The organism is Mucilaginibacter sp. (genome assembly GCF_965201005.1).
Classification (GTDB): domain Bacteria; phylum Bacteroidota; class Bacteroidia; order Sphingobacteriales; family Sphingobacteriaceae; genus Mucilaginibacter_A.
This window is the reverse complement of record NZ_OZ241747.1, coordinates 2,343,740-2,367,418: the sequence shown is the minus strand read 5'-3', so window position 1 is coordinate 2,367,418 and position 23,679 is coordinate 2,343,740. Positions and strand designations below refer to the sequence as shown.

18 protein-coding genes are annotated in these 23,679 nt (G+C 41.8%); 6 read left to right on the top strand and 12 right to left on the bottom strand.

The genetic code is table 11. The annotated features are described in order from the left end of the window. Positions 1-15: 15 nt before the first annotated feature. A complete protein-coding gene (locus ACOFKR_RS10980) occupies positions 16-2,322 on the bottom strand; it encodes a penicillin-binding protein 1A (RefSeq protein ID WP_419803637.1) in 2,307 nt (768 codons plus the stop codon). Positions 2,323-2,412: 90 nt separating this feature from the next. After that, positions 2,413-5,022 carry a GH92 family glycosyl hydrolase gene (locus ACOFKR_RS10975; RefSeq protein ID WP_419800843.1) on the bottom strand — a complete coding sequence of 870 codons (2,610 nt, stop codon included), beginning with the start codon at positions 5,020-5,022 and terminating at the stop codon, positions 2,413-2,415. A 91-nt stretch (positions 5,023-5,113) separates the two neighbouring features. Here ACOFKR_RS10975 and ACOFKR_RS10970 point away from each other — a divergent pair, with 91 nt between their 5' ends. Then, the gene (locus tag ACOFKR_RS10970; protein WP_419800842.1) at positions 5,114-6,133 is read left to right on the top strand and encodes a S66 peptidase family protein; all 1,020 of its coding nucleotides are present in this window, start codon (positions 5,114-5,116) and stop codon (positions 6,131-6,133) included. A 47-nt stretch (positions 6,134-6,180) separates the two neighbouring features. On the opposite strand, the gene ACOFKR_RS10965 is transcribed toward ACOFKR_RS10970, so the two are convergent. The 9 genes from ACOFKR_RS10965 to ACOFKR_RS10925 form a co-directional block, all read right to left on the bottom strand. Beyond that, positions 6,181-7,065 carry a hypothetical protein gene (locus ACOFKR_RS10965; RefSeq protein WP_419800841.1) on the bottom strand — a complete coding sequence of 295 codons (885 nt, stop codon included), beginning with the start codon at positions 7,063-7,065 and terminating at the stop codon, positions 6,181-6,183. A 113-nt stretch (positions 7,066-7,178) separates the two neighbouring features. Next, positions 7,179-10,013: a prolyl oligopeptidase family serine peptidase gene (locus ACOFKR_RS10960; RefSeq protein WP_419800840.1), complete on the bottom strand. Its 2,835-nt coding sequence runs from the start codon at positions 10,011-10,013 to the stop codon at positions 7,179-7,181. 82 nt (positions 10,014-10,095) lie between these two features. Then, the gene (locus ACOFKR_RS10955; protein ID WP_419800839.1) at positions 10,096-10,494 is read right to left on the bottom strand and encodes a type II toxin-antitoxin system VapC family toxin; all 399 of its coding nucleotides are present in this window, start codon (positions 10,492-10,494) and stop codon (positions 10,096-10,098) included. Beyond that, a complete protein-coding gene (locus ACOFKR_RS10950) occupies positions 10,491-10,727 on the bottom strand; it encodes a type II toxin-antitoxin system Phd/YefM family antitoxin (RefSeq protein WP_419800838.1) in 237 nt (78 codons plus the stop codon). The genes ACOFKR_RS10955 and ACOFKR_RS10950 overlap by 4 nt, the downstream gene beginning before the upstream one ends. Before the next feature lie 134 nt (positions 10,728-10,861). Continuing rightward, on the bottom strand, positions 10,862-12,706 hold the full coding sequence (gene yidC / locus ACOFKR_RS10945) for a membrane protein insertase YidC (protein WP_419800837.1): 1,845 nt from the start codon (positions 12,704-12,706) through the stop codon (positions 10,862-10,864). Positions 12,707-12,722: 16 nt separating this feature from the next. After that, entirely contained in the window at positions 12,723-14,345 is a 1,623-nt protein-coding gene (locus tag ACOFKR_RS10940; protein WP_419800836.1) for a CTP synthase, read from the bottom strand. A 544-nt stretch (positions 14,346-14,889) separates the two neighbouring features. Further along, positions 14,890-15,510, bottom strand: coding sequence for an L-threonylcarbamoyladenylate synthase (locus ACOFKR_RS10935; protein ID WP_419800835.1), 621 nt, complete (start codon positions 15,508-15,510; stop codon positions 14,890-14,892). Between the two features lie 244 nt (positions 15,511-15,754). Further along, positions 15,755-16,948 carry an ADP-forming succinate--CoA ligase subunit beta gene (gene sucC / locus ACOFKR_RS10930; RefSeq protein ID WP_419800834.1) on the bottom strand — a complete coding sequence of 398 codons (1,194 nt, stop codon included), beginning with the start codon at positions 16,946-16,948 and terminating at the stop codon, positions 15,755-15,757. Between the two features lie 295 nt (positions 16,949-17,243). Then, a complete protein-coding gene (locus tag ACOFKR_RS10925; protein WP_419800833.1) occupies positions 17,244-17,996 on the bottom strand; it encodes an SDR family oxidoreductase in 753 nt (250 codons plus the stop codon). Between the two features lie 91 nt (positions 17,997-18,087). Here ACOFKR_RS10925 and ACOFKR_RS10920 point away from each other — a divergent pair, with 91 nt between their 5' ends. From ACOFKR_RS10920 to ACOFKR_RS10900, 5 genes are all read left to right on the top strand, one after another. Then, positions 18,088-18,426, top strand: coding sequence for a winged helix-turn-helix transcriptional regulator (locus ACOFKR_RS10920; protein WP_419800832.1), 339 nt, complete (start codon positions 18,088-18,090; stop codon positions 18,424-18,426). A gap of 88 nt (positions 18,427-18,514) precedes the next feature. Further along, positions 18,515-19,168, top strand: coding sequence for an ABC transporter ATP-binding protein (locus ACOFKR_RS10915; RefSeq protein ID WP_419800831.1), 654 nt, complete (start codon positions 18,515-18,517; stop codon positions 19,166-19,168). Further along, the gene (locus ACOFKR_RS10910; RefSeq protein ID WP_419800830.1) at positions 19,165-19,941 is read left to right on the top strand and encodes a hypothetical protein; all 777 of its coding nucleotides are present in this window, start codon (positions 19,165-19,167) and stop codon (positions 19,939-19,941) included. The genes ACOFKR_RS10915 and ACOFKR_RS10910 overlap by 4 nt, the downstream gene beginning before the upstream one ends. A 420-nt stretch (positions 19,942-20,361) precedes the next feature. Next, complete coding sequence (locus ACOFKR_RS10905) at positions 20,362-20,562, top strand: HAD hydrolase-like protein (protein ID WP_419800829.1); 201 nt, start codon at positions 20,362-20,364, stop codon at positions 20,560-20,562. 61 nt (positions 20,563-20,623) lie between these two features. Next, entirely contained in the window at positions 20,624-22,159 is a 1,536-nt protein-coding gene (locus ACOFKR_RS10900) for a S41 family peptidase (RefSeq protein ID WP_419800828.1), read from the top strand. A gap of 260 nt (positions 22,160-22,419) precedes the next feature. Here ACOFKR_RS10900 and ACOFKR_RS10895 read toward each other — a convergent pair whose 3' ends face one another. Then, positions 22,420-23,655 (bottom strand): 3-deoxy-D-manno-octulosonic acid transferase, encoded by a 1,236-nt coding sequence (locus tag ACOFKR_RS10895; RefSeq protein ID WP_419800827.1) that lies wholly within the window; start codon positions 23,653-23,655, stop codon positions 22,420-22,422. Positions 23,656-23,679 lie beyond the last annotated feature (24 nt).

The window sequence follows — 23,679 nt, the reverse complement described above, 5'->3', positions numbered from 1 at the left end:
CAACCCAAAAAATTATCATGGTTCAGTTTCCGGTACAGGTACTGCCGAAGAATCTATCGGTGCAACAATTGTGCTATCGGTTTTTGTGGTATCTGCGCGCGGCCGCGGCGTTGGGCAATTGTATTGTTTGGTGATTTTGCTCCAGGGTTTTGGGAAAGGGCCGGGGCCGAAACCGGATTTCGGGTCATCATAAACCTTTTCCATAAACAAACCGAAAATTGGCAAAGCCGTGTGCGAGCCTTCACCGGTTTGTGAGGTTTTGAAGTGAACGCTGCGCTCATCGGCACCAACCCAAACGCCGGTCACCAAATCTTTGGTGATGCCCATATACCAGCCGTCCGCATAGCCGGAAGTGGTGCCGGTTTTACCCCCGATCTGGTTATTGCCGTTCTTCCACAGATCATTGTATTCCCACAAAGCCTGCGATGTGCCGCCCGGTTCTTCCATTCCCCCGCGAAACATATACAACATCAGCCAGGCTGTTTCTTCACTCAAAACCGGTGTGTTTGTAGGTTTAAATTCGGCCAAAACGTTGCCTTTATCGTCTGTGATTTTTGAAACCAGGATAGGGTCGATACGCTCACCTTTATTTAAAAACGTACTGTAAGCGCGCACCATTTCATAAACGGAAACATCATTAGACCCTAAAGAAACCGAGGGCACAGATTCCAAATCGCTTTCGATCCCGCATTTGTGCGCATATTCAACTACCTTGTCCCAGCCAACTTTTTCAGTTATTTGTGCCGTGATGGAATTAACGGATTTGCCCATCGCCCAGCGCAAACTCATTTCATTATAAGAGAAATGAAAATCCGCGTTTTTTGGTTCCCAAACCTCTTGTTCCCCGGTACTTTTAAGCGTGTATTTAATGGAAACCGGCTTGTCCGTAAATTTATCGCAAGGCGTATAACCGTTATCAATGGCGGCCAGGTAAGCAAACGGTTTAAATGTGGAACCGGCCTGCCTTTTAGCCTGGTTCACGTGGTCATATTTAAAATACTGGTGGTTGATACCGCCAACCCAAACCTTGATTTCCCCGGTTGCGGGCTGCATGGTCATCATGCCGGTGTTCAGTAATCGCGCATAATATTTAATGGAATCGTAGGTAGAAAAAGTAGTGTCCTGATTTTCATTTTTCCAACTGAAAACCCGCATTCTTTTTTTGCGGTTGAAATAAGCTTCTATTGAATCAGGATTGTTTTTATACTTCTTTTCCAGCATCTTGTAAATCGGTAAACGCTGAACGGCTTTCTGCGGAAAATCCACGATTTCGTTGCCGTCCAAAGTCCTCCACGGGTTTTCTTTCCCCCAAACATTTTGAAAACGTTTTTGCAGCAATTTCATCTTTTCGGCAACAGATTCTTCGGCGTATTGCTGCAGGCGCGAATCAATCGTGGTGTAAATTTTTAAACCATCTTCATACAGATCATAATCATTGTCTTTGCACCATTTTTCCAGCCATTTATCTACGGCAGACCGGATGTAAGAACCGCCCTGCGATTCATTTTCTACATAACTTAAATCCAATTTTATCGGTTCTGCGCTGTAAGTAGTAAATTTATTTTTGCTGAGGTAATGGTATTTTTCCATTTGCGAAAGCACAACATTCCGCCTTTCTTTGGATTTTTCAGGATTTTTGATCGGGTTATAAGTTGAAGTTGCTTTCAGCATCCCGATCAACGTTGCCGCTTCGGCCGGATTTACACGGTCGGGATTTTTGTCGAAATATTTTAATGATGCTGTTTTTATGCCGAAAGAATTGTTGCCGAAAGGAACAGTGTTGAAGTACAAAGTCAGGATTTGGTTTTTAGAATATGCCCGTTCAATTTTAAAAGCCGTAAGCCATTCTTTAAACTTATAGGCCACCGTGCGCAACACCGGAATATGTGAAATCGGTCCCTGGTATTTCTTTTTCCGGGTTTGAAACAGGTTTTTGGCCAGTTGCTGTGTGATGGTACTGGCACCGCGCCTGTCGCCGGTCGCGGTAGAAACGATGCCGCTGATCAAACCATAAAAATCTACGCCGTGATGCTGGTAAAAGCGCGTATCCTCTGTAGAAACCAACGCATGGATGAGGTTTGGGGAGATTTTTTCAAACTCCACCGGTTGCCGGTTTTCCTTGTAATATCGGCCGATCAGCTTGCCGTCTGCCGTGTAAACATCGGAAGCAATAGAAAGCGTTGGGTTTTTAATATCCTGTGTATCAGGTGAATAACCGAACAGCCACAAAAAGTTGAGTTCGACGGCACAAAACAGGATGATAACAAAATATACCAGGTAAACGAAGTATCGCAGGACCGGGTTTTTTAAGCGTGTAAACATATTTAAACGAACGTTTTCGAGGTGTACAAACGTAAACATTTAAGCCAAATTACCGTAAGCTGCAAACGGCTGTTTCCAAATTGATACAAGTTAATTTGCTGCTTCATTTTTTACGGCTGACACGGATTTTGCCGCTTCGTTTGTTTTAACAAAACCTGCCGAAACCACTTTGCTCAGGATGCTGTTTTTAGCAGTTAAAATTTTGATAGTTGTACTGCTGCTGATCGTGATCGGTTGCGTATATAATTTTGATTGCAGATTTGGCGTGCTTCCATCCAAAGTATAATAAATCTGAACGCTGTCTTGTGCTGATGTTGCCGAAACGGTCATACTTTTGCTGAAGTTTTTTGTGGGATAAACAAAGTACGGATTAATCACAATCGGATGATCGGTAATGGCCGAAACCGGTTTTTCCAGGTCTTGCATATACAATTTGTTGGGCAGTTTCCCGATAAAAACATTCCAGTTGCCGCCGTTTGCTATAGTTTCATAGGGCAAATACAGCTTGTTATAAGGTTTTTGGTTGATTTGCATCCCTTGCAGATAATAGCTGTTGGTGGAGTTCCCGGAAGAAGTGATCACAAATTTTTTCCCATTTTCCAGGTTGATCGTTGCACGGTCAAAAACCGGCATCCCGATTTGGAAATCATTCTGCCCGGGCGCAATATTGTACAAACCGAGCGCGTTCATCACATACCAGGCACTCATTTGCCCGCAATCTTCATTTCCCGCCAAACCGTCCGGCGTTGCTTTGTACATTTCGTTCATAATTCTGTTGAGGTAATACTGCGTTTTATAAGGATCATCAGTAAAATTATATAAATAAGCAATATGGTGGCTTGGCTCGTTGCCATGCACATACTGGCCAATGGTTCCGGTAATGTCCGGCAAACTTTTGCCCGTCATCGCAGAACTGGCGGCAAATAAAGCATCCAGTTTATTTTCCAGGTTTTCTTTTCCGCCCAATATTTTAATCAAACCGTTTACGTCCTGCGGCATAAAAAACGAAAACTGCCAGGCATTTCCTTCTGTAAAATTATCGTCCACGTCGCTTGGTTTAAAGTTGGAAAGCCAGGCACCGTTCATCTTGACTTGCACAAAACCGGTTTGTTTGTTGTACACGTTTTTCCAGTTTTGGGCACGCCGGATAAAATCAGCATAATCGTCATCGTGCTTTAACATTTTAGCCATTTGGGCAATGCACCAGTCGTCATAAGCATATTCCAGTGTTTTAGAAACTGATTCCTTTTCATCTTCGGCCAAAACCAAACCATTTTTACGGTAAGATTCCAGACCGAATTGATTTCGGTTTACAGCATCTTTCATCATTTTAAAAGCTTTCTCCGCATCAAAACCGCGCAAACCTTTGGCATATGCATCTACAATAACCGGGATGGAATGGTTGCCGATCATGCAGTAAGTTTCGGTACTTGCCAGCGGCCAAACCGGTAGCACGCCTCCCTGTTCCTGCATCGCCATAAAGCTTTTAATAAAATCCAGCGTCCGTTTTTTATCGATTAAAAGAAGCAATGGATGTTCTGCACGGTACGTGTCCCAAAGTGAAAAAACGGTGTAATAATCAAAACCTTCTGCTTTGTGGATCTGCTGGTCCAGGCCGCGATACTGCCCGTCCACATCGCTGTAAATATTTGGGGCAAGCATGGAATGGTACAAAGCCGTGTAAAAAATCGTTTGTTTGCGCCGGCCGTAATCAATGGTTTTTGTTCGCTGCGGAGGCCGGTTTCCGCCAAAACCACCGAAACCAAAACCCATGTTGGATTGCTGCTGCGGAGGCAAAACCGGCGAACCACCTTCAACCTGAATTTTGGACAATGCCGCCTGCCAGGTTTCTTTGGCGGTTTTCATTACTTTTTTAAAATCAAAATCCGGCATTTCGGCATCCAGGTTTTTCAGCGCACCATCAGCATTTACGGATGAAATACCGACTTTAACAATTACTTCGCCCGGATTATCAAACTGTACAAAAAGCTTGGTGTTTTTGCCCTGTAATTTTTTTTCGTTTGCCCTGATTTGATCATCATTGGCCAGGCCATAGGTTTTAAATGGCTTTGAAAACTTGGCATAAAAATAAACCGACTGATTTTTGGCCCAGGAAGAGGAGCAGCGATAACCCCGGACTTCATGATCGTTAACAACTTCCATCCACGCATCAATAACCGGATCGCGGTGCTGCAGATCAATGATAATGTTTGCTTCTTTTACCGATGGAAAAGTGTAGCGGTGCATACCTGCGCGCGTGGTTGCAGTCAGCTCGGCGGTGATGTTGTATTTATCAAGATGCGTGGTATAATATCCGGGCGACGCGTCTTCGTTCTTTTTTTGGAAGCCGGACCGGTAATCTTTGTTGTTCAAACTTGGTTTTCCGGTGGTGGGCATCAGCAAGATATCGCAATAATCCGGGATGCCGGTACCGCTCAAATGCGTGTGCGAAAAACCGTAAACCAGCGTATCTGTACTGTAATAGCCAGAGCAGCCGTCCCAGCCATTTAATCTTGTGTCCGGACTTAATTGCACCATCCCGAACGGTAAAGTTGCGCCCGGAAAAGTGTGCCCGTGGCCGCCGGTGCCGATAAAAGGATCGACTAATTTGGTATAATCCACTTTTTTTTGTGCCGATGCTTCGTTTAGCAGCAAAAAAAACATGGGTAAAAACAGTATGCGTGGTTTCAAAAATTTCATGGATTAGTATAAAGTCCTCAGCAGGTAACTAAACGGCAATTGTCTGTTTTTCGTTTCAGAACCGGATTTTTTGTAATTTTCGTTCATCAACATGAAACGTAAACACTTTTTGTCTGCACTTTTACCAGCTGCTTTTACACTTTCTACTGCAAAATTATACGCGGGTGAAACAGATTTTCGCCGGCACATCAAAATTCCGCCGTATTTGCAGGTTGGGCACACAATCGGAATCACCTGCCCGGCCGGTTTTATTACGTTGGAAGAATGCCAGCCAGCCATTCAACTTATGCAAAACTGGGGCTTTAAAATTGAAGTTGGAAAAACAGTTGGTAAAAGAAGCTTCACGTTCGGCGGCACGGATGAAGAACGCTTGGCGGATTTCCAATCCATGCTGGACGATCCTAATATAAAAGCAATTATGTGTGCCAGAGGCGGTTATGGCGCGGTAAGGATTATTGATGATTTGGATTTTCAAACCTTCAAACGTTATCCGAAATGGATCATTGGTTTTAGTGATATTACGGTTTTGCACAATCATATCAACCGAAACTTTCGTACAGCAACTTTGCACTCAAAAATGTGCAACAGTTTTCCTTTGGATTGGAGTTCGGCAGAACCGGTACAAGTAGAAACAATTTTATCGATAAAAAAAGCATTGATCGGGGAGCAGCTAAGTTATATTTCGCCAGCTTCCAAATTTAACCGTTTAGGGAAAGCAAATGGCGAATTGGTTGGCGGCAATTTGAGTCTGATTGCCGCTTTGGCCGGAAGCAAATCCGATCTGATCACCAAAAACAAAATCCTGTTCCTGGAAGATACACATGAACAATTGTACAACTTAGACCGCCTTTTCTTCAACCTGAAACGAAGCGGTAAACTGGATCATCTGCAAGGTTTGATCATCGGCAGTTTCAACCCAAAACCGGATGATGCAGGCGAAGAATTTGGCAAAACGATTGAAGAAATTGTACTGGAAAAAGTAAAAGATTACCATTATCCGGTTTGTTTTGATTTCCCCGTAGGGCACCAAAAAAATAATTTTGCTTTAAAATGCGGTATAAAGCATCAATTATCAGTTGATGAAAACGGTGGCAGTTTGATGGAAAGTTGATGCTGTTTTTATCGGTATAAAATTGGAAATGATTAAGGTTGAAACATTTAGTCCATACTTCTTTTATCACTAAAAAACTGCCTTATATCAGTTTCACTTAAATCATTGTAGCGTTTTGTGGAGTGTATGATTTTTTTTCCGCGTTTATATAGTTCTTCCGGTGAGGTTGGCAGCCCTCGCCAAGCAACCCCAAAAGGAAGATCACCGGTTTCCAAATCACCAAATTCAAAATCGATGGCTTTAGTCAGCAATCCAAATATATGATCTTCCTCTAAATATATTTTTTGGATACCATAATCAGGCAGCATATTGGCCTCACGTAATTTTTGCAGATACAATTCGCTCACGATATAAGCCCCTCCAAAAACATTTTCGCCCATTGCATAACCGTTCAACAAGGCTTTAAGCAATAGTTTTCGTAAAGCAAGGTTTGCTTTTGGTTTTGATAAAAACCTCCAGGTTAAAGCATAAGTAGTGATCTGGTGCATCGGCCAGTAGTTTTCTATTGGATTACCGGCAAAATCCCTGGGTTCTTTACCGCGTTTTATAAAACCTGCTAAACCAATCCTCGGGTTTTTCTCAAACATTTGTATAGCTTCTGCTTGCGGATTGTAGCCTGTTATCAATGCATCAGTATCCATACGCAGCAAAGCCTTGAACCCGTAGTTATCTAATACATAAACAAAAGCATGGCTCAACGCAATGTATAAACCACCTAACAACCCGTATTGTTGTTTGTTAATGATAACATCTACATCAGTATAACGCTGTTTTAAAATGGTACCATAATTTTTATTTGAATCATCAATCAACACAATTTTATAAGTACACGAGCAATAATGCACGATACTGTTTAAAGTATCTTCTATAAAGGGTAACTTACAATTTGGGCCAATTGGGATTACCACGATCAAATCAAATTGTTGTTTCATAAGATGTTTTTCTTATTTGTCAATTAAATATAAATCTTTCAAATATAAACTTTAAACAAAAAAATCCGGCAAATAAGCTTCTTTGCCGGATTTTTGTACCTAAAAACAGTGTTCTATTTTACTAATTCCAGTCCCCAATCTTTGCCCTTATCAACCGCCGGAACACCCGTCGCCATCCAAACGGGCATTGGCGCACCTTTTAAATAGTGATCAAAAAATTGCTGCTCGCGGATGGAAATATCTTTACGGTTTTGCCGCTGTACCAGGTTATGCGCTTCGCCGTTGTACTGCAGCAGCCAAACAGGTTTGTTTAAACGGCGCAAAGCGGTAAACATTTCTATGCCCTGATACCATGGCACGGCACCGTCTGCATCGTTGGACATAATAACTACCGGCGTTTTAACCTTTGGCAATTGAAACAACGGTGAATTACGGATGTACAACTCGGTGCTGTCCCACAAATTGGCACCGATGCGGCTCTGGCCTTTTTCGTATTGACTTTCGCGCGAATTACCGCTTTCCCAACGGATGCCACCATAAGCAGAAGTCATGTTGGCCACCGGCGCACCCGCCCAAGCCGCTGCATACATATTGGTTTGGGTGATGAGGAAAGCAACTTGATAACCGCCCCAGCTTTGGCCCTGGATACCGATATGCGCGCCATCAACCCAGGAATTTTTCTTCAAACTTTCAACGCCTGAATTGATAAATTCTACCGCAGAAGCACCGGGCTGTCCGCGTTGATAACTAATATCCGGCGCAAAAACAAGGTAACCATTGCTCACAAAAAACGAAATCGGCAAGCGGGAAGGTGTCGGCGCAGGCGGCACATAACTATATAATCCTTCCGATAGTTTTTCATAAAAGTAAACCAGCATCGGATACTTCTTTTGCGGGTCAAAATTTTCCGGTTTATACAAAATCCCTTTGGATTGATAACCTTTTGGTGTAGTCCAGCCCACCAGTTCTGCCGTTCCCCAGTTGTATCCGTTTTGCTGCGGATTGATCGCACTAAGTTTTGTTTCGTTTTGCAGATTGGCAGAAACATACAAATCCGGCGAATGCTGATAATTTTGCTTGGTGTAGATGTATTCATTACTGTTTTTGGCTTTCTGCAAAGCACCAAAACTGCAAGGTTCCATCGTTATTTTTTCAGGTAGTTTTTTACTGTCTAACGCTTTCTTGTAATATCCCCATTGTTTGTTTTCTTCGTTTTGAACCAGCAGCATCAGCGGTTTCTTGGCTGGGACAAATTTCTCTTCATCACTGCCCGAAGCATTTGCGCGGCGGTTTCCGGCTTGCAACGGATATCGGAAAATCAGTTTGTTTTTCCGGCCAAAACCATCTGTAAAATTGGTGGCCGCACCGGTTTCCGGGTTGATGTCCCAGATGTCATAACGATCGTAAATCAACACGTTTTTATCGCCTTCCGTCCAGCCGGAAACGCCATAAGCATTTGGCAGATCAGGCACATCGTTATCTTCCTGGCCCATTTTTGTACCGGTTTTCAGTTCCGTTTTTTTACCTGTAAAAACAGCATAACTATACCAGTTCTGCGTTTTCGGGTCAAACCAGATTACATAATTTCCTCCCGGTGATAGCTGATAACGTGCTTTTAACCTGGAATTTATCTTTTTATAACCGCCGGTTTTAAGGTCGATTAAATACGCTTCCTGACTGCCGCCGCCTTCCCATTGTGCCTGCACGCGCGATCCGGTATCCGTGATGCCCAAAGCATATCGCGCATCGTTGTTTTCTGGCAGCACAACATCCTGCACATATTTGTTGGCCAGTTGCGTCATTTTGTGGTTTTCTTCGGAGGGAACGATCACCGCGAGATAATTCCGGCGTAAATCGCGCTGTAACGTGTTCAATTGCTGGGGCTGCAGGTAATCGTCTTTATAATTCCAGATGTCGAGTTTGGCGTGTTCAAAATCTACCAAAGTTGTGTCCGCCGGTTTTGGGATTGGTGCCGTGCCAAACAATAAACGGCTTCCGTTTTTGCTGAAATAAACACGGCCATCACCGCTCACCGCCCATTTTTCCGGCATCCCGGCGGAGTTTGCTGCTGCAATCACTTCCGCAGAATCTTTTGCAGCATTATAATAATAAAGTTTGAACGGTTTCACCTGCGCTTTTTCCGGATTCTTTTCTGCCGTAAAAGCCAGTTGTTTCCCGGTTTCATCAAACGTTGGGTTACGGTAATTGCCACGACCGGTGCTTACTGTTTTTAGCACATCTTTTTCAATGTCGTACACATACAAACCCGATTTTACTTCCTTACTTCTCCGTGGGGCGGTAACGGCAAAAACCAGCATTTTTCCTTTTTTATCCAGCTGATAATCAGTTACATATTTAAAAGTACGCTGCTTGTTATTGCTGAGTTGTTTCAGGGTGAGATCTGCACCTTCACGTGTTGGCGGCGCAATAGTTTGGGCAACCGCTTTTTTTGCAGTGTCTGAAGCAATTGGTTTTTTTAACGTATCGCTGGGGGCAAGATAGGCAATTACAGAAGCCTTTTCTGCAATTTTAAATGATCTGACCGCCGGGATTTTGGTGATTTTGGCTGAACCCAAAGTCATCAACCCCAAAGTGTCTTTAGGAAATTCATTTTGCTTCTTTTTCTTGATCCTGGCCATGCGCAGGTCTTTATAAAAAGGACGGATTAAAAAAGCAGCATATTTAGAATCGGCCGTAAAACGTGCCGTATCTGCCCGCGAAACCAGAAATTTGTTGCTGTTTTTAGCGGTAGAAATTACCAAAGTTGCATCGCCTTGCTGCGGCTTGATCACATACAAAACCCATCTGCCATCATCACTGATATGTTCATTTGTGATGTTTTGCCAGCCATCATAAACCGATTGGTCTAATGGTTTTTTAGTGGTTGTTTGTGCCGATGCCGACTCAAACAAAAACCATAAAAAGGGGAAAAGTAAAATTTTGCACATGATCTAAACTTTTGTTACAGTTTAAATATGCTGTTTTTACTGGATAAATTTTGGTGATGAATAAAAATGTTACAGATGATGATTACCAAAGTGTTTTTAGCCCCGAACCAATATAAAGATTTGCCTTATTATCTTTTGTTATCAGTATATAATTTTGTTTTATCGCTTGCCATATCAACATTCTATCAAATGGATCTCGATGTATTGTACTAATTAAATGATGGTAAGAACCACATACATCATGCAAAAGTGGAATCAATTTGAATCCAATTTTGGTAGATAATTCAGTAAGATCATCAGGCATAAAACCTTTAAGTTTTAATTTCCCTAATGAGAACTTTAATGAAATCTCCCAGAAGCTTATTGCACTTACAAAAATACTATTTTCAATATCCTTAATTCTTTCTTTCACGTTTTCAGACAACTTCGTATCGTCATTTATCGCCCAAAGTAATACATGAGTATCTAATAAATAATTCATAAGTTCAAAAACTCTTCTTCAGTCATTTCAAAATCTTTTTCAAATATTACTTCCGATTTACCTGCCAAAATACTGAGTTTTCTTTTAGGCTTTTCTGCTGAATTTTCAGGTAGAAAATATCCGATAACTTTTTTTTTTCTTCCAAAAGTTACAACTATTTTTTCTCCTGCTTTTACTTCTTCAATCACTTGAGAAAAGTTGGTTTTAAATTCCCCAACAGACATTTTTTTCATAACCACACTTTTAGTTCTGATCGAAGATAAAAATTATTTGTCAACTTTTTTCAACCTAATTCACAAGGAGCGGTTTCAAACAGCGAAGCATCGGAACCAAGTCCCGATGCTTCTTTTATCACCTAAAAAATGGTTTACTTTTTCTTGGCTTGGATGGCTGGTGTTTGCCGTTGCTGACGCATCATTTCTTCCATTTTTGCGGCAAAACCTGATTTCTTTTTGTTTGGGTCTTCCGGTTTCTTTTTGTTTTCCTGGATTTGGGCATGGATTTTTTTGTCGTCCACCATAAACCGGATAAAGTATTGCTGCGAGAAAGTCAAAATATTCGCACAAAAATAATAGTAATTCAAACCGGCAGGATAACTGTTCAGCACACCAAAGAAAATAAGCGGCGTGATGTAACCGATATATTTCATCTGCCCGGTTGCACCCGAAGTCTGATTGTTAAAGTAAGTTTGGATTAAGGTTGAAATCGTCATCAGCAGACACATTAAACTGATGTGGTCCCAGTTTAAAAACGGAATCAGCGGAAAACTCAATACCGAATCATAAGTGGAAAGATCGTGCATCCATAAAAACGCTTGTCCGCGCAGTTCAAATAAATTCGGGAAAAAGCGAAAAAACGCCAGGATAATCGGCATCTGGATCACCAATGGCAAACAACCGCCCAAAGGATTTACACCGGCTTTTTTATACAATTTCAGGTATTCCTGTTGTAATAAAGTTGGGTTGTCATCGCCTACTTTACCTTTAATTTCGTCCATCTCCGGCTTTAAAACCCGCATTTTAGCCATAGAAAGATAGGATTTGTACGTAAGCGGGAACAAAACCAGTTTTAGCAGGATTGTTAAAACCAAAATAATCAGCCCATAGTTCCAGTTAAAGTTTTTAAGGAAATCAAATACCGGCAAAACCGCAAAACGGTTGATGTATTTTAATGGCCCCCAGCCCAAATCGATCTGGCTGTCTAAATGATAACCTTGTTCTTTTAACAAATCAAATTTGTTGGGCCCGAAGTAAAATTCCATCGGATAATTGACCGAAGCAGCACCGGAAAACGGCAATTGCATTTTGGCCGACATTTGCTTAACATCGTTAGAATTGATATCCGTTCCAACCGAAACATCTGCGCTGGTAAAACCATCTTTCGCAATCAATACGTTGGAGAAAAAGCGTTGCTTGAAAGAAACCCATTGGATTTTTTTCTCGGCATAAGTTTTTTCCTCGTCTTTTGTCAAACTTAAATCTTTGATCCCGCCTTCTACATCCTCCAAATAAACGGTGGAATACGTGCGCTCCATTTTCATGTCTCGCTCCTGCTTGCGCAAACTGGCTTCCCAATCCAAGGTGACCTGATTGTTTTTGGTTTGGACAACATTGTTCATATTGTTTAGCACCAAATTGTAGCCAACTTTGTAACCGTCGCCTTTCAGCGTATAAACGTAATCGATGGATTGATTGCTGCCGTAAGCCAGATGCATGGTCAGCGAGCTTGAATCGGAGCCGCTTACGTTTAAAGTTGATGCACTTGGGGTAAAATTTAAATCATTGGTTTGAACCTGTTTGCCTTCCACGTTCAGCGTTAACCCAAACTTGGCTTGTTCCGGGTTTTGCAGGATTAAAGGTTGTTTATCAAACGTTCTTTCGTTTTTAAGTTCCACAGAAACAATACGTCCACCTTGCGTTGATAAAATAACTTTCAGCTGTTTGTTTTCTAAGGAGATTAGTTTTGGTGCTGCAATAACAGCTTTGCCCAGCGGACCTTTTAACGCAGCCGAATCAATTGCCGGTTTTTGTGGCGTAAAAGAAGCAGCGGCAGTTGGTGCTTTACGATTGACGCCACCCAGTCTGCGGAGCGAATCCTGGGTTTTTCTTTGTTGTTCTTTTCTGATTTCTTCTTGTGACGGCTTGAGCAAAAATGTGGAGCCAACCAGGATCACCAGGATCAGGAATAATCCTGTAAATGTGTTTCTATCCATTATTTTAAAGTACCAATTAAATAGCAATCTGCTTCTTTTTGGCATAAGCCATTGAAGCGGCGACAAAGTTAACAAAAAGCGGGTGCGGATTGGCAACTGTTGATTTTAATTCGGGGTGAAATTGTGAGCCGATAAAAAACGGGTGGTTTTTCAGTTCCACAATTTCCACCAGTCCGTTTTCCGGATTAATGCCGGCCGGGACCATGCCGCCGTCTTCGTATTGTTTAAGGTATTGATTGTTGAATTCGTAACGGTGGCGATGGCGTTCAGTAATATGGTTTTTGCCATAAGCCAATGCCGATTTAGAGTTTTTACGCAGATCGCAAGGGTAGGAGCCTAACCTCATCGTACCGCCTTTTATAGTGATGGATTTTTGTTCTTCCATCATTGAAATCACGGGGTTTGGCGTGCTTTCGTCCATTTCGCTGCTGTTGGCATCGCTGATTTTCAACACATTACGGCCGTATTCGATCACGGCACATTGCATACCCAAGCAAATGCCAAAAAACGGGATTTCGTTTTCACGCACGAAACGGATGGCTTCGATTTTTCCTTCAATACCACGCTGCCCAAACCCCGGTGCCACCAAAACACCATGAAGGCCGCGCATCTTTTCGGCCGCATTTTCAACCGTTAAATTTTCCGAATGAATAAATTTTACCTGGACTTTGCACTCGTTTTTGGCACCGGCATGAATAAAAGCTTCGGTAATTGATTTATAAGCGTCCGGCAGTTCTACGTATTTTCCAACCAAACCAATCCTGATTTCGCCGGTCGGGTTTTTTAATCTGCCTAAAAAATCTTTCCAGCTGTCTAAGTCCGGTTCTTTGTTGTGCGGCAGTTTCAATTTGGTCAAAACCGTTTTATCCAGCTGTTCTTTCAGCATTAAAAGCGGCACATCATAAATGGTAGAAGCATCGATGGATTCGATAACCGCATTAATGTTTACGTTGCAAAAAAGAGCAATTTTCTTCCGCAGTTCCTGGTTTAGATGATGTTCGGTGCGGCAAACCAAAATATCCGGCTGGATGCCATATTCCAGCAGCATTTTTACCGAGTGCTGTGTGGGTTTGGTCTTCAGTTCGCCTGCCGCGGCCAGATACGGAACCAAAGTCAAGTGAATGACCAGCGAATTGCCCGAACCGGTTTCCCAGCGAAACTGCCGCACCGCTTCCACAAAAGGCAACGATTCAATATCGCCAACGGTGCCGCCAATTTCAGTTATTACGATGTCGTTTTCGCCATTTTCGCCCAAAATCTTAAAATTCCGTTTAATCTCGTCGGTGATATGCGGCACAACCTGCACAGTTTTCCCCAGATAATCGCCCTCACGTTCGCGGCTGATCACGTTTTGATAAATCCTTCCGGTAGTAATATTGTTGGCCTGAGAAGTTGGCGTGTTCAAAAAACGCTCGTAATGGCCCAAATCCAGATCTGTTTCGGCACCATCTTCGGTTACATAGCATTCGCCATGTTCGTATGGGTTCATCGTTCCCGGATCAATGTTGATGTATGGATCAAATTTTTGGATTGTAACCCGATAGCCGCGGGCTTGTAAAAGTTTGGCCAAAGAAGCTGAAATAATGCCTTTACCCAGCGAAGAGGTAACGCCGCCCGTAACAAAAATATACTTAGTCATGCTTAATTTTGAGGGATTTGCTGCTGATGGAGTATCAAAACAAATCCTTGTGTACGGGATTCAAAATTAAGATTTTTTTCGGTTTTTGGCGAATGCGGAACGTTACGAAAGTTAAAATTACGACAATGCTGTTTTTATCAGGTATTTTTCAGGCTGAAAAACAGGGAATAAAAACAGTATCAAAATTAAAATCCGGGCCTAAGTAAAGTTGAGTTTCAGATAGTTTCGGAAGTAAAATGTTTAGCAAATTTATTTTTGAAATTTAATTTTGGCAGCTTGTCTTTCAAATTTAATTGTGGAAAACTTTTAAAATGACGTGCAATCAAACCGGCCTCAGCTAAAAAACTTTTGCATAGATAAACAAACAAAATGAGCAGTAAAAAAGGTATGATCCACATTCCGGCAATTAAAAACAGGAAAGAATTGAACAGACATTTATAAATCAGGAAACAAATTACAGCTATTTTCAGGATGGAGAAGGCAATTTTCATAAATCAGCAAATAGTAAAATCTCCATATAGAAAAAACCGTGCTAAAAACAGCATTATAAAAATTCCTGCAGGTCGCCTTTGCCTTCGCGGACGGTCTCAAAGCCGCCGGAAGTGCAATCTACAACGGTAGAAGCAATGTTGTCGCCGTAGCCGCCATCGATGACAATGTCAACCAAATCCTGGTATTTTTCATAAATCAGTTCCGGATCGGTAGAATATTCCAGGATGTCATCGTCATCTTTAATGGAAGTGGTGAGGATCGGGTTGCCCAGTGCTTTCACAATTTCCCGCGGGATATTATTATCCGGGATACGGATGCCAACCGTTTTTTTGTTGGAACTGATCAGCTTAGGCACCAAACCGCTTGCGTTAAAAATAAAAGTGAACGGACCGGGCAATGCTTTTTTTAGCACCCTAAAAACAGTATTGTCAATGGGTTTGATGTAATCCGAAATGTGGCTGAGATCGTAGCAGATAAACGATAAATTGGCCTTGTTGCAGTTCATTTTCCGCAGCTGGCAAACGGCTTCGATGGCTTTGTGGTTGGTGATATCGCAGCCCAAACCGTAAACCGTATCGGTTGGATAAATAACCAGACCACCTTTGCGCAGCACTTCAGCAACTTGTGCTATCGCTTTTGGGTTTGGATTTTCAGGATAGATTTTTAACAGCATAATGTTGTAATAATTTTAAAAGAAAAAGGTTTGCGGTGGATAGATGCTTCTTTTATGCAGCAGTTTGCCTCACCCCAGCCCTCTCCAAAAGAGAGGGAGCCAAAGTTCGCAACCTTTCTAACTATTACTTTTCACCTTAAACCCTTTGCCTTTCAACACCAATTTTTATCTGATAAAAACAGCATCCACAAAAAAGGCCGTCTCTTTCAAGACAGCCTGCATATATGTTTTAAGTTGAAGCTTCTTATGCCGCCAAAACTTCTTTAACCAAATCCGCAGCTTCCTTCAGTAAAATAGCGGAAAAAACTTTTAACCCGGACTCATCGATCAGTTTCTTGGCTTCCACGGCATTTGTGCCCTGCAAACGCACAATGATCGGAACCGGGATATCGCCCATTTCTTTGTAAGCATCAATAACGCCTTGCGCCACGCGGTCGCAGCGCACAATTCCACCAAAAATATTGATCAAAATTGCTTTCACATTTGGGTCTTTCAGGATGATGCCAAAAGCCGCTTTTACCGTTTGTGCATTTGCTGTTCCGCCAACGTCTAAAAAGTTGGCAGGCTCGCCGCCGGCAATTTTAATAATGTCCATCGTAGCCATTGCCAAACCAGCACCGTTAACCATGCAACCGACGTTTCCATCGAGTTTTACATAGTTTAAGTTCGATTCGCTGGCTTCCACTTCCATCGGATCTTCCTCAGCAGTATCGCGCATTGCGGCAAAATCAGGATGACGGTACAAGGCGTTGTCATCAATGTTCACCTTGGCATCAACCGCCAGGATTTTATTGTCGGAAGTTTTTAAAACCGGGTTGATCTCAAACTGGGAAGAATCCGTGGCTTCATAAGCTTTGTATAACGCAGTGATAAATTTCACCATATCTTTAAAAGCATCGCCAGACAAACCTAAATTGAAAGCAATTTTACGTGCCTGGAAACCTTGCAGACCAACTTTTGGGTCGATTTCTTCCTTGTGGATCAGTTCCGGCGTGGAATGTGCCACTTCTTCGATGTCCATCCCGCCTTCGGTAGAATACATAATCACGTTGCGGCCTTTTGCGCGGTCCATCAACACAGAAACATAAAATTCTTTCGTTTCCGTTTGGCCGGGATAATAAACATCCTGCGCAATCAAAACCTTGTTCACTTTCTTGCCTTCTGGGCCGGTTTGCGGCGTAATTAGCTGCATCCCCAAAATGGCATTGGTTTTTTCGCGTACATCGTCCAGGTTTTTGGCCACTTTAACACCGCCGCCTTTACCGCGTCCGCCTGCATGGATTTGGGCTTTCACCACCACCCAGTCAGAACCATATTCTTCCTTTAATTTTTTGGCTGCTTCCACCGCCTGTTCAACGTTCTCGGCAAGAATGCCTTCCTGAACCCTAACGCCGTAGCTTTTGAGGATGGCTTTGCCCTGATATTCGTGAATGTTCATTTTGTTGAGATTTTGGGTAAAGCTACAATTTAGGGTTAGAATTAAAAATTCGAAATTGATTAGTGCGACACTTGCTTTTAGGCTGTTTAGTATTTTTAATTTTGTTTGTAATGCTTCTTTTATGCCATAAAAATCATTAAGCTTCTTTCGTTTTTATTTAAACAAAAAAGGATAACACCAATTTTTTAGTGTTAAAAGAAGCACCTGAAACCCTTGAGTTTTTCTAAGAAAAGTATGAATTTTCAAAAAAACTGGCCGAACTTGTGAAAGCCCAGCCAGTTTACAAGTCAAAATATTAAAGTGTTTTTACACCGCCATCCAACACCAGTTCAGCACCTACCATATATTTAGAGGCATCGGATGCCAAATACAGGAAGCCTTCCGCAATTTCTTCTGAAGTACCTAAACGTTTCATAGGGATCATGTTGGCAGCCATGTAATCTTTTATACCGGCAACTTGCTCTTTTGAAGCACCAGACCTTTCATAAAGTGGCGTATCAATGGCACCGGGCGATAAAACATTTACCCGGATGTTCCTGTCCAGCAATTCAGTAGAAAAGCTTCTGGCCAAAGACCGTACCGCAGCTTTTGTAGCAGCGTAAGCACTATAAGTACTAAAACTTTTTTCATTAGTGGCACTGGAAGTGAAAATAACGGAAGCACCGTCATTTAAATAAGGCAAGGCCAATTGAACAGAAAAAAATGCCCCTTTAAAATTAATATTACTCACCTGGTCAAACAGTTCTTCGGTAAAATCAGCCAATGGCGCTGCAGTATCTACCCCTGCATTTACTACCAGCACATCAATTTGGCCAAGTTTTGCACTTACTTCCTGATAAGCATTTTTAATACTGTTTAAATCTGATACATCACTAATGATGCTGATTGCTCCCTCGCCAATGGTTTCGGCCGCACTTTTTAAAGAGGATTGGTTACGCCCTGTGATCGCTACTTCGGCACCTTGTTCTGCAAATAATATGGCTGTTGCTAATCCAATACCGCTGTTGCCACCTGTGATAACAGCTACTTTGTTTTCTAACTTTTTCATTTATATTTTCTTTGATGCCAAAGGTATCTACAAGATGCTATATATTTGTGTGCAGTATACCAAAGTATAGCAGTACCAAAATAGATTGTAAATGAAAACAGCATGCGATTACGACAATGCCTGCCCAGATATGAAATACATTCACGATACCATGTACGTCATTAGTGGAAAATGGAAAATGCTCATTATCATTTCTTTAAGAAACGGAAACAGGCGTTACCGCGAAATTGCCAAAAGCATACCAAACATCACTTTCCGGATGCTGTCCAAAGAATTGAAAGAAATGGAGATGAATAAACTGGTGTCCAGAACAGTTGGTAATGGCACGCCGATAACCATTGATTACGAATTGACCGACTATTGTAGAACTTTGTGGCCGCTATTAGGGGAAATGATTACTTGGGGAAAGCAACACCGAAAAGTTATTTAAGCATTGCTTTAACCTTTAAACATATTCTTTATTAAAAACCAATTTTTCCCGCATTGCACCCTAAAAACCATATCACTATTTTTGCAGGATGCTGAAAGCGCGTTCCATCAAAAAATCCTACGGTACATTGGCCATTTTAAAAGGCGTTGACCTGGATGTTAAAACCGGGGAAATTGTAAGTATTGTCGGTGCTTCCGGTGCTGGCAAAAGTTCGTTGTTAAATATAATCGGTACGCTGGACAAGCCGGATTCTGGCCGCGTTTTGCTCAACGATGAAGATACAAGCGTGATGAACGCCAAACAATTAAGCGCGTTCCGCAATAAAAAAATTGGTTTTATCTTCCAGTTTCATCATTTGCTGGCCGAATTTAATGCGATAGAAAATGTTTGTATCCCGGCTTACATCGCCGGAAAAACAAAACCGGAAGCGGAAACGCGTGCTTCGGAATTATTGGAAATGCTCAATCTCGGTCATCGGAAAACGCATAAACCCAGTCAGCTTTCTGGCGGCGAGGCGCAGCGTGTGGCCGTAGCGCGTGCTTTAATTAACAGTCCGGCTTTAATTTTGGCTGATGAACCTTCGGGGAATTTGGATTCTAAAAACGCAATGGAACTGCACCAGTTGTTTTTTTCGCTGCGCGATCAGTTTAACCAAACTTTTATCATCGTAACGCACAACGAAGAACTGGCCGAAATGAGCGACCGCAAAGTGCTGATGAAAGACGGCCTGATCGAAGCATGACGAAAGTGTTAATTACCTGCGGACAAAATCCGGGCGTTTATTTTCTGCAAAAATGGTTTCCGCAATTGGAGTTTATTTATGGCGATGCTTCTTTTATCGCACAAATTTTGGCATCGCAGCAAGTGTTGTTGCCGAAAGTTTCCGATGCGGATTACATTCATCAGTTGTTAAATATTTGTCTGGATCAGCAAATTGATGCTGTTTTTGCGATGAGTTTTGCAGAACAGGAATTGCTGGCCGAAGCGGTGGAATTATTTTCTGAATTCAATATTAAGCTTCATTTGCCGGATTTGATCACCCGAAAATTATTGTTTGATCCAAAAGAACTTTTTGAAAACCTCAATTTTAATGGCATAAAAACAGTATCGTTCCAGATCACTTCTTCCTTCGCTGAGTTTTCCAAGGCTTGTTTGCAATTAGGTTATCCAACGGAAAATATCGCGGTTGCCAATTTGCAAAATTTGGATTTGGTTTGGATCATCAACGATCAATTTAAAAAGAATAACTTAGATGGAAAACCGGTGATTACTTTTATCAAAGCAGCCAAATTATTTGCTGCGGATGAATTGCTTTTCCTGCGAAAGTTTAATGTTTCAAACCAAAAAATGTATGCTTCTTTTATCGATGGAAAATTGGGATATATTTGGAATTTGGATTCTATATCCGAAGAAAAAATTGCTGAACTTGGATCACAATTGCAGCTGAACGGTTTGTTTGAAATCCAATTCCAGCAGAAAGAATTGTTCAACCTAAAACCGCTATTTGTACAATGATTTTTCGTTATGCCGACTTGGATCCGCAGAAAAAAGCTTTCGTTTTTGAGCTGGATGATGTGCTTTTCCCCAGGCAGGATTATTATTTGCAGGTGTATTATCTGTTTGCCGCTTTTTTGGAACATACCGAACAATTAAACAGCAAAGAAACGCTGGCTTTGATGCTGCAAACCTATCAAACGCAAGGTGAGGATGCTGTTTTTACCTCGATAAAAACAGCATTTAATCTGGATGGAAAGTATCAGGAAAATTTTGAACGTTTGCTGAAAACTGCCCGGCTTCCGCTTAAACTATTGTTGTACAAACAAATATTGGAACTGCTGCAGCAAATTGTGATCGACCGGAAACAGTTGTTTATTTTAACTAACGGCGATCCGGAAACAGCAGCTCAACAAAATCCGGCAAACGGAATGGAACGGTTTGGAAAAATACCTGATTTGTTATTTCGCTGCCGAAATCAAACCAAAACCGGAACCGGACGCGCTGCACCTGATCCTGGCAGAACATCAATTGCAGCGTCGGGATTTGGTGATGATCGGCAACAATCAGGCAGATGAACTTTGCGCGCAGGCCGCGGGGATTGATTATGCAACGGTTTTTGATTTTGTTGAAAAAGAATAAAATCCGGCTAAAACCGTTTCTACAAATTATTGATTACTTGTATATTGTAAAAAAATAAAATATGAAGAAGTATAATTTTTACTTAACTGCTTTGTTGTTTTCGGTCATATATTTTTCGGCCTGTAAAAAAAACCAGCCGCTGCCCACAGCCAGCAATCCGGATGCTATCCCAAACACGGGCACAGCTTTGGATAAACTAAAAGATTCGGTTTATTTATTTACCCGGGAAGACAATTTGTGGTACGATGCTTTGCCGGGGTACAGCACCGTAAATCCGCGGAGTTTTACAGGCAAAACAGATTTGGAAGCTTTGCAAAGTGAAGTAGATGCGCTATCTCAATACAGCAAAAACCCCGCAACCGGCAAGCCTTACGAATATGATGCAGCCCATGCGGGCGAAGCTAAATATTCTTTTATCGATCAGGGCCAAACGGCAACCGCTTTGGGCGGGACAAAAGGTGATTATGGTTTTACACCGGTTTGGATAGCCGTTTCAGATTTAAGGGTAAAATATGTATATCCGGGTTCTCCTGCCGATAAAGCAGCATTGGTCAGAGGTTATCAGGTTGTTAAAATCAACGGAAGAACTGCTTTGGATTACGATGCAAATGCCAATCCTTCACCTAATTACGATTTTGTGGTTGATGCTTTTTTTAATTCTACAACTATAAATATGACCCTTAAAAAACCTGACAATACCACTTTTGATGTAACCATGGCCACAGGCAGTTATACCGTAAACCCCGTTTTGAGCAGCAAAGTGCTTGATTTGGGAAATGGAAAAAAAATGGGTTATCTGGTATTTAACAGTTTTACAGATTTGACTAAAAACGCAAAAGGTTATTTAGACCCCGCTTTTGCCAGTTTTACAGCCGCAGGAATTACAGATTTAGTGGTTGATTTGCGTTACAATGGTGGTGGTGCCGTAGAAACGGCAGAATATTTATCAAACCTGATTGTGCCTACTGCAAAAACCAATACGTTGATGTACACTGAATATTATAATGATAAATTGCAGAATGACAAATATCCGCTATTGGAAAAAAAATATCTGATAAAACCAGGTGATTTTAAACCAGGCAATAACAAGGCATTGTTTTCAAAGCAAGGTACTTTAAACATTGGTCGCGTATTTTTTATTGTAACGGGTTCTACCGCTTCCGCCAGCGAACTGACCATCAACAATTTAATCCCTGAAATGAACGTGCAATTGATCGGAACCACAACTTATGGCAAACCGGTTGGTTTTTTTGCCATCCCGATCGGGGCTTATCAATATTACACACCGGAATTTGAAAGTAAAAATTCCGCCGGTCAGGGTGGTTATTATGCCGGGATGACGCCGGGTTCTGCAACTTATCCGGGCGTGCAGGCTGCAGATGATGTTACCCATGATTTTGGTGATGTAAACGAAGCATTGCTGGCCAAAGCGATCAGTTATACCGTAAAAGGGACATATTCGGTTGCTAATCCACAGGTAAAAACCCTGAATGCTTCCAGGAGCGGAACGGCTTTATCCGAAGAGCAATTGAACCATGTAGCAAGGGATTTCTCCAGAAATGAACTGAACCAAATGATTGTGAAAAGAAAACACTGACCGAAATTATACCGGTAAAAGAAGCATCGTGCTTCAACCGTTTCAAACAAAAAAAATCCTGCAAACGATGCAGGATTTTTTTGTTTGAAACAAGTTTTTAATTTTTATGAAGCCTGTTCAAATTTTTTCTAAAAAAAACCTGATGCTTCTTTTAGCACTATAAATCTGGTGGTTTGAGTATAGCTTTACAGAAAACATAATGTGTTTCAGCAAATTTTAGGCAGTAAAAGAAGCATTGTAAAACTTAAAAAAGCACCTGTTCAGCAGTTATCAAAATTATGTTTTCGGATATAATTGCAGATGATTTCCGTTGCACCTGTATTATGCCGCGTATAGTTTTTGGCTTTGGCCGAAGCTTCCGCATAAAAATTTTTATCGTTCATCAATTTTGAAACGGTACTTTGCAGCGATGCTTCGTTTATGATGGAAAATCCGGCCTGCAGCCCGATCAAATCCTGCGCCTCTTTAAATTTGTGGTAAACCGGGCCAAATATCACCGGCAACCCAAAAGCCGCCGCTTCCAGCGTGTTGTGGATGCCGGTGCCAAAACCGCCGCCAATGTAAGTCAGGTTTCCGTATTGATACAGTTTGGAAAGCAGGCCGATATTGTCGATCACCAAAACCTGTTTCTGCTTTAAAATTTTCAAATCAATATTTATTTCAGTATAGCGGATTGTTTTTTCTGCGGGAAGTTTTTGCAGCAGATTATTGATTTTTTCCGGGCTGATTTCGTGCGGCGCAATGATGAATTTCCAATTCGGGTAGGTAAAAACCAGATCGCCAATCAAAATTTCGTCGGGCGGCCAGGTGCTTCCGGCAATAAAAACCGGCCGCTTATCTTTAAAAATATCTATAATTGCAACCGGTTCAACATGTTGCGCATTTTCCCAAACCCGGTCAAACCGCGTATCGCCGCTCACCAAAACATTTTTGATATTGATACTGGCCAGCAGTTGTTTAGAGTTTTCGTCCTGAACAAAAAAATGTTGCACTAAAAGCAGCATCTTCCGGTAAAAACCACCATAAGTCCTAAAAAATATTTGCTGCGGCCGGAAAATGGCCGAAATCAAATACAGCGGGATTTGCCGCTGATGCAATTCCTCAAAATAAAAAAACCAGTATTCATATTTGGTAAAAACCGCAATTTTAGGGTTGATGGTTTGGATAAACTTTTTGGCGTTTTGCCGTGTGTCTGCAGGCAAATAATAAACGTAATCGGCCAGTGGCGTGTTTTTACGGATTTCGTATCCTGAAGGGGAAAAAAAGGTGACTACTGTTTTTAGCGTATTATTTTCGGCGCGGAGTTTTTCCAGCACCGGGCGGCCTTGCTCAAATTCGCCCAATGAAGCAAAATGGAACCAAATGCTGGCATCTGCCGTAACAAGCTTTTGGTTGCGGCGGCCAGCTATCCAAAGCTTTGCTTTTGTGTTAAAAAACGAAGCAAGCCAAATAGCAAATTGGTATAATTGTACGCTTATATAGTATAAAAAGTGCATCTCAATTCAAAAATCTATATATTC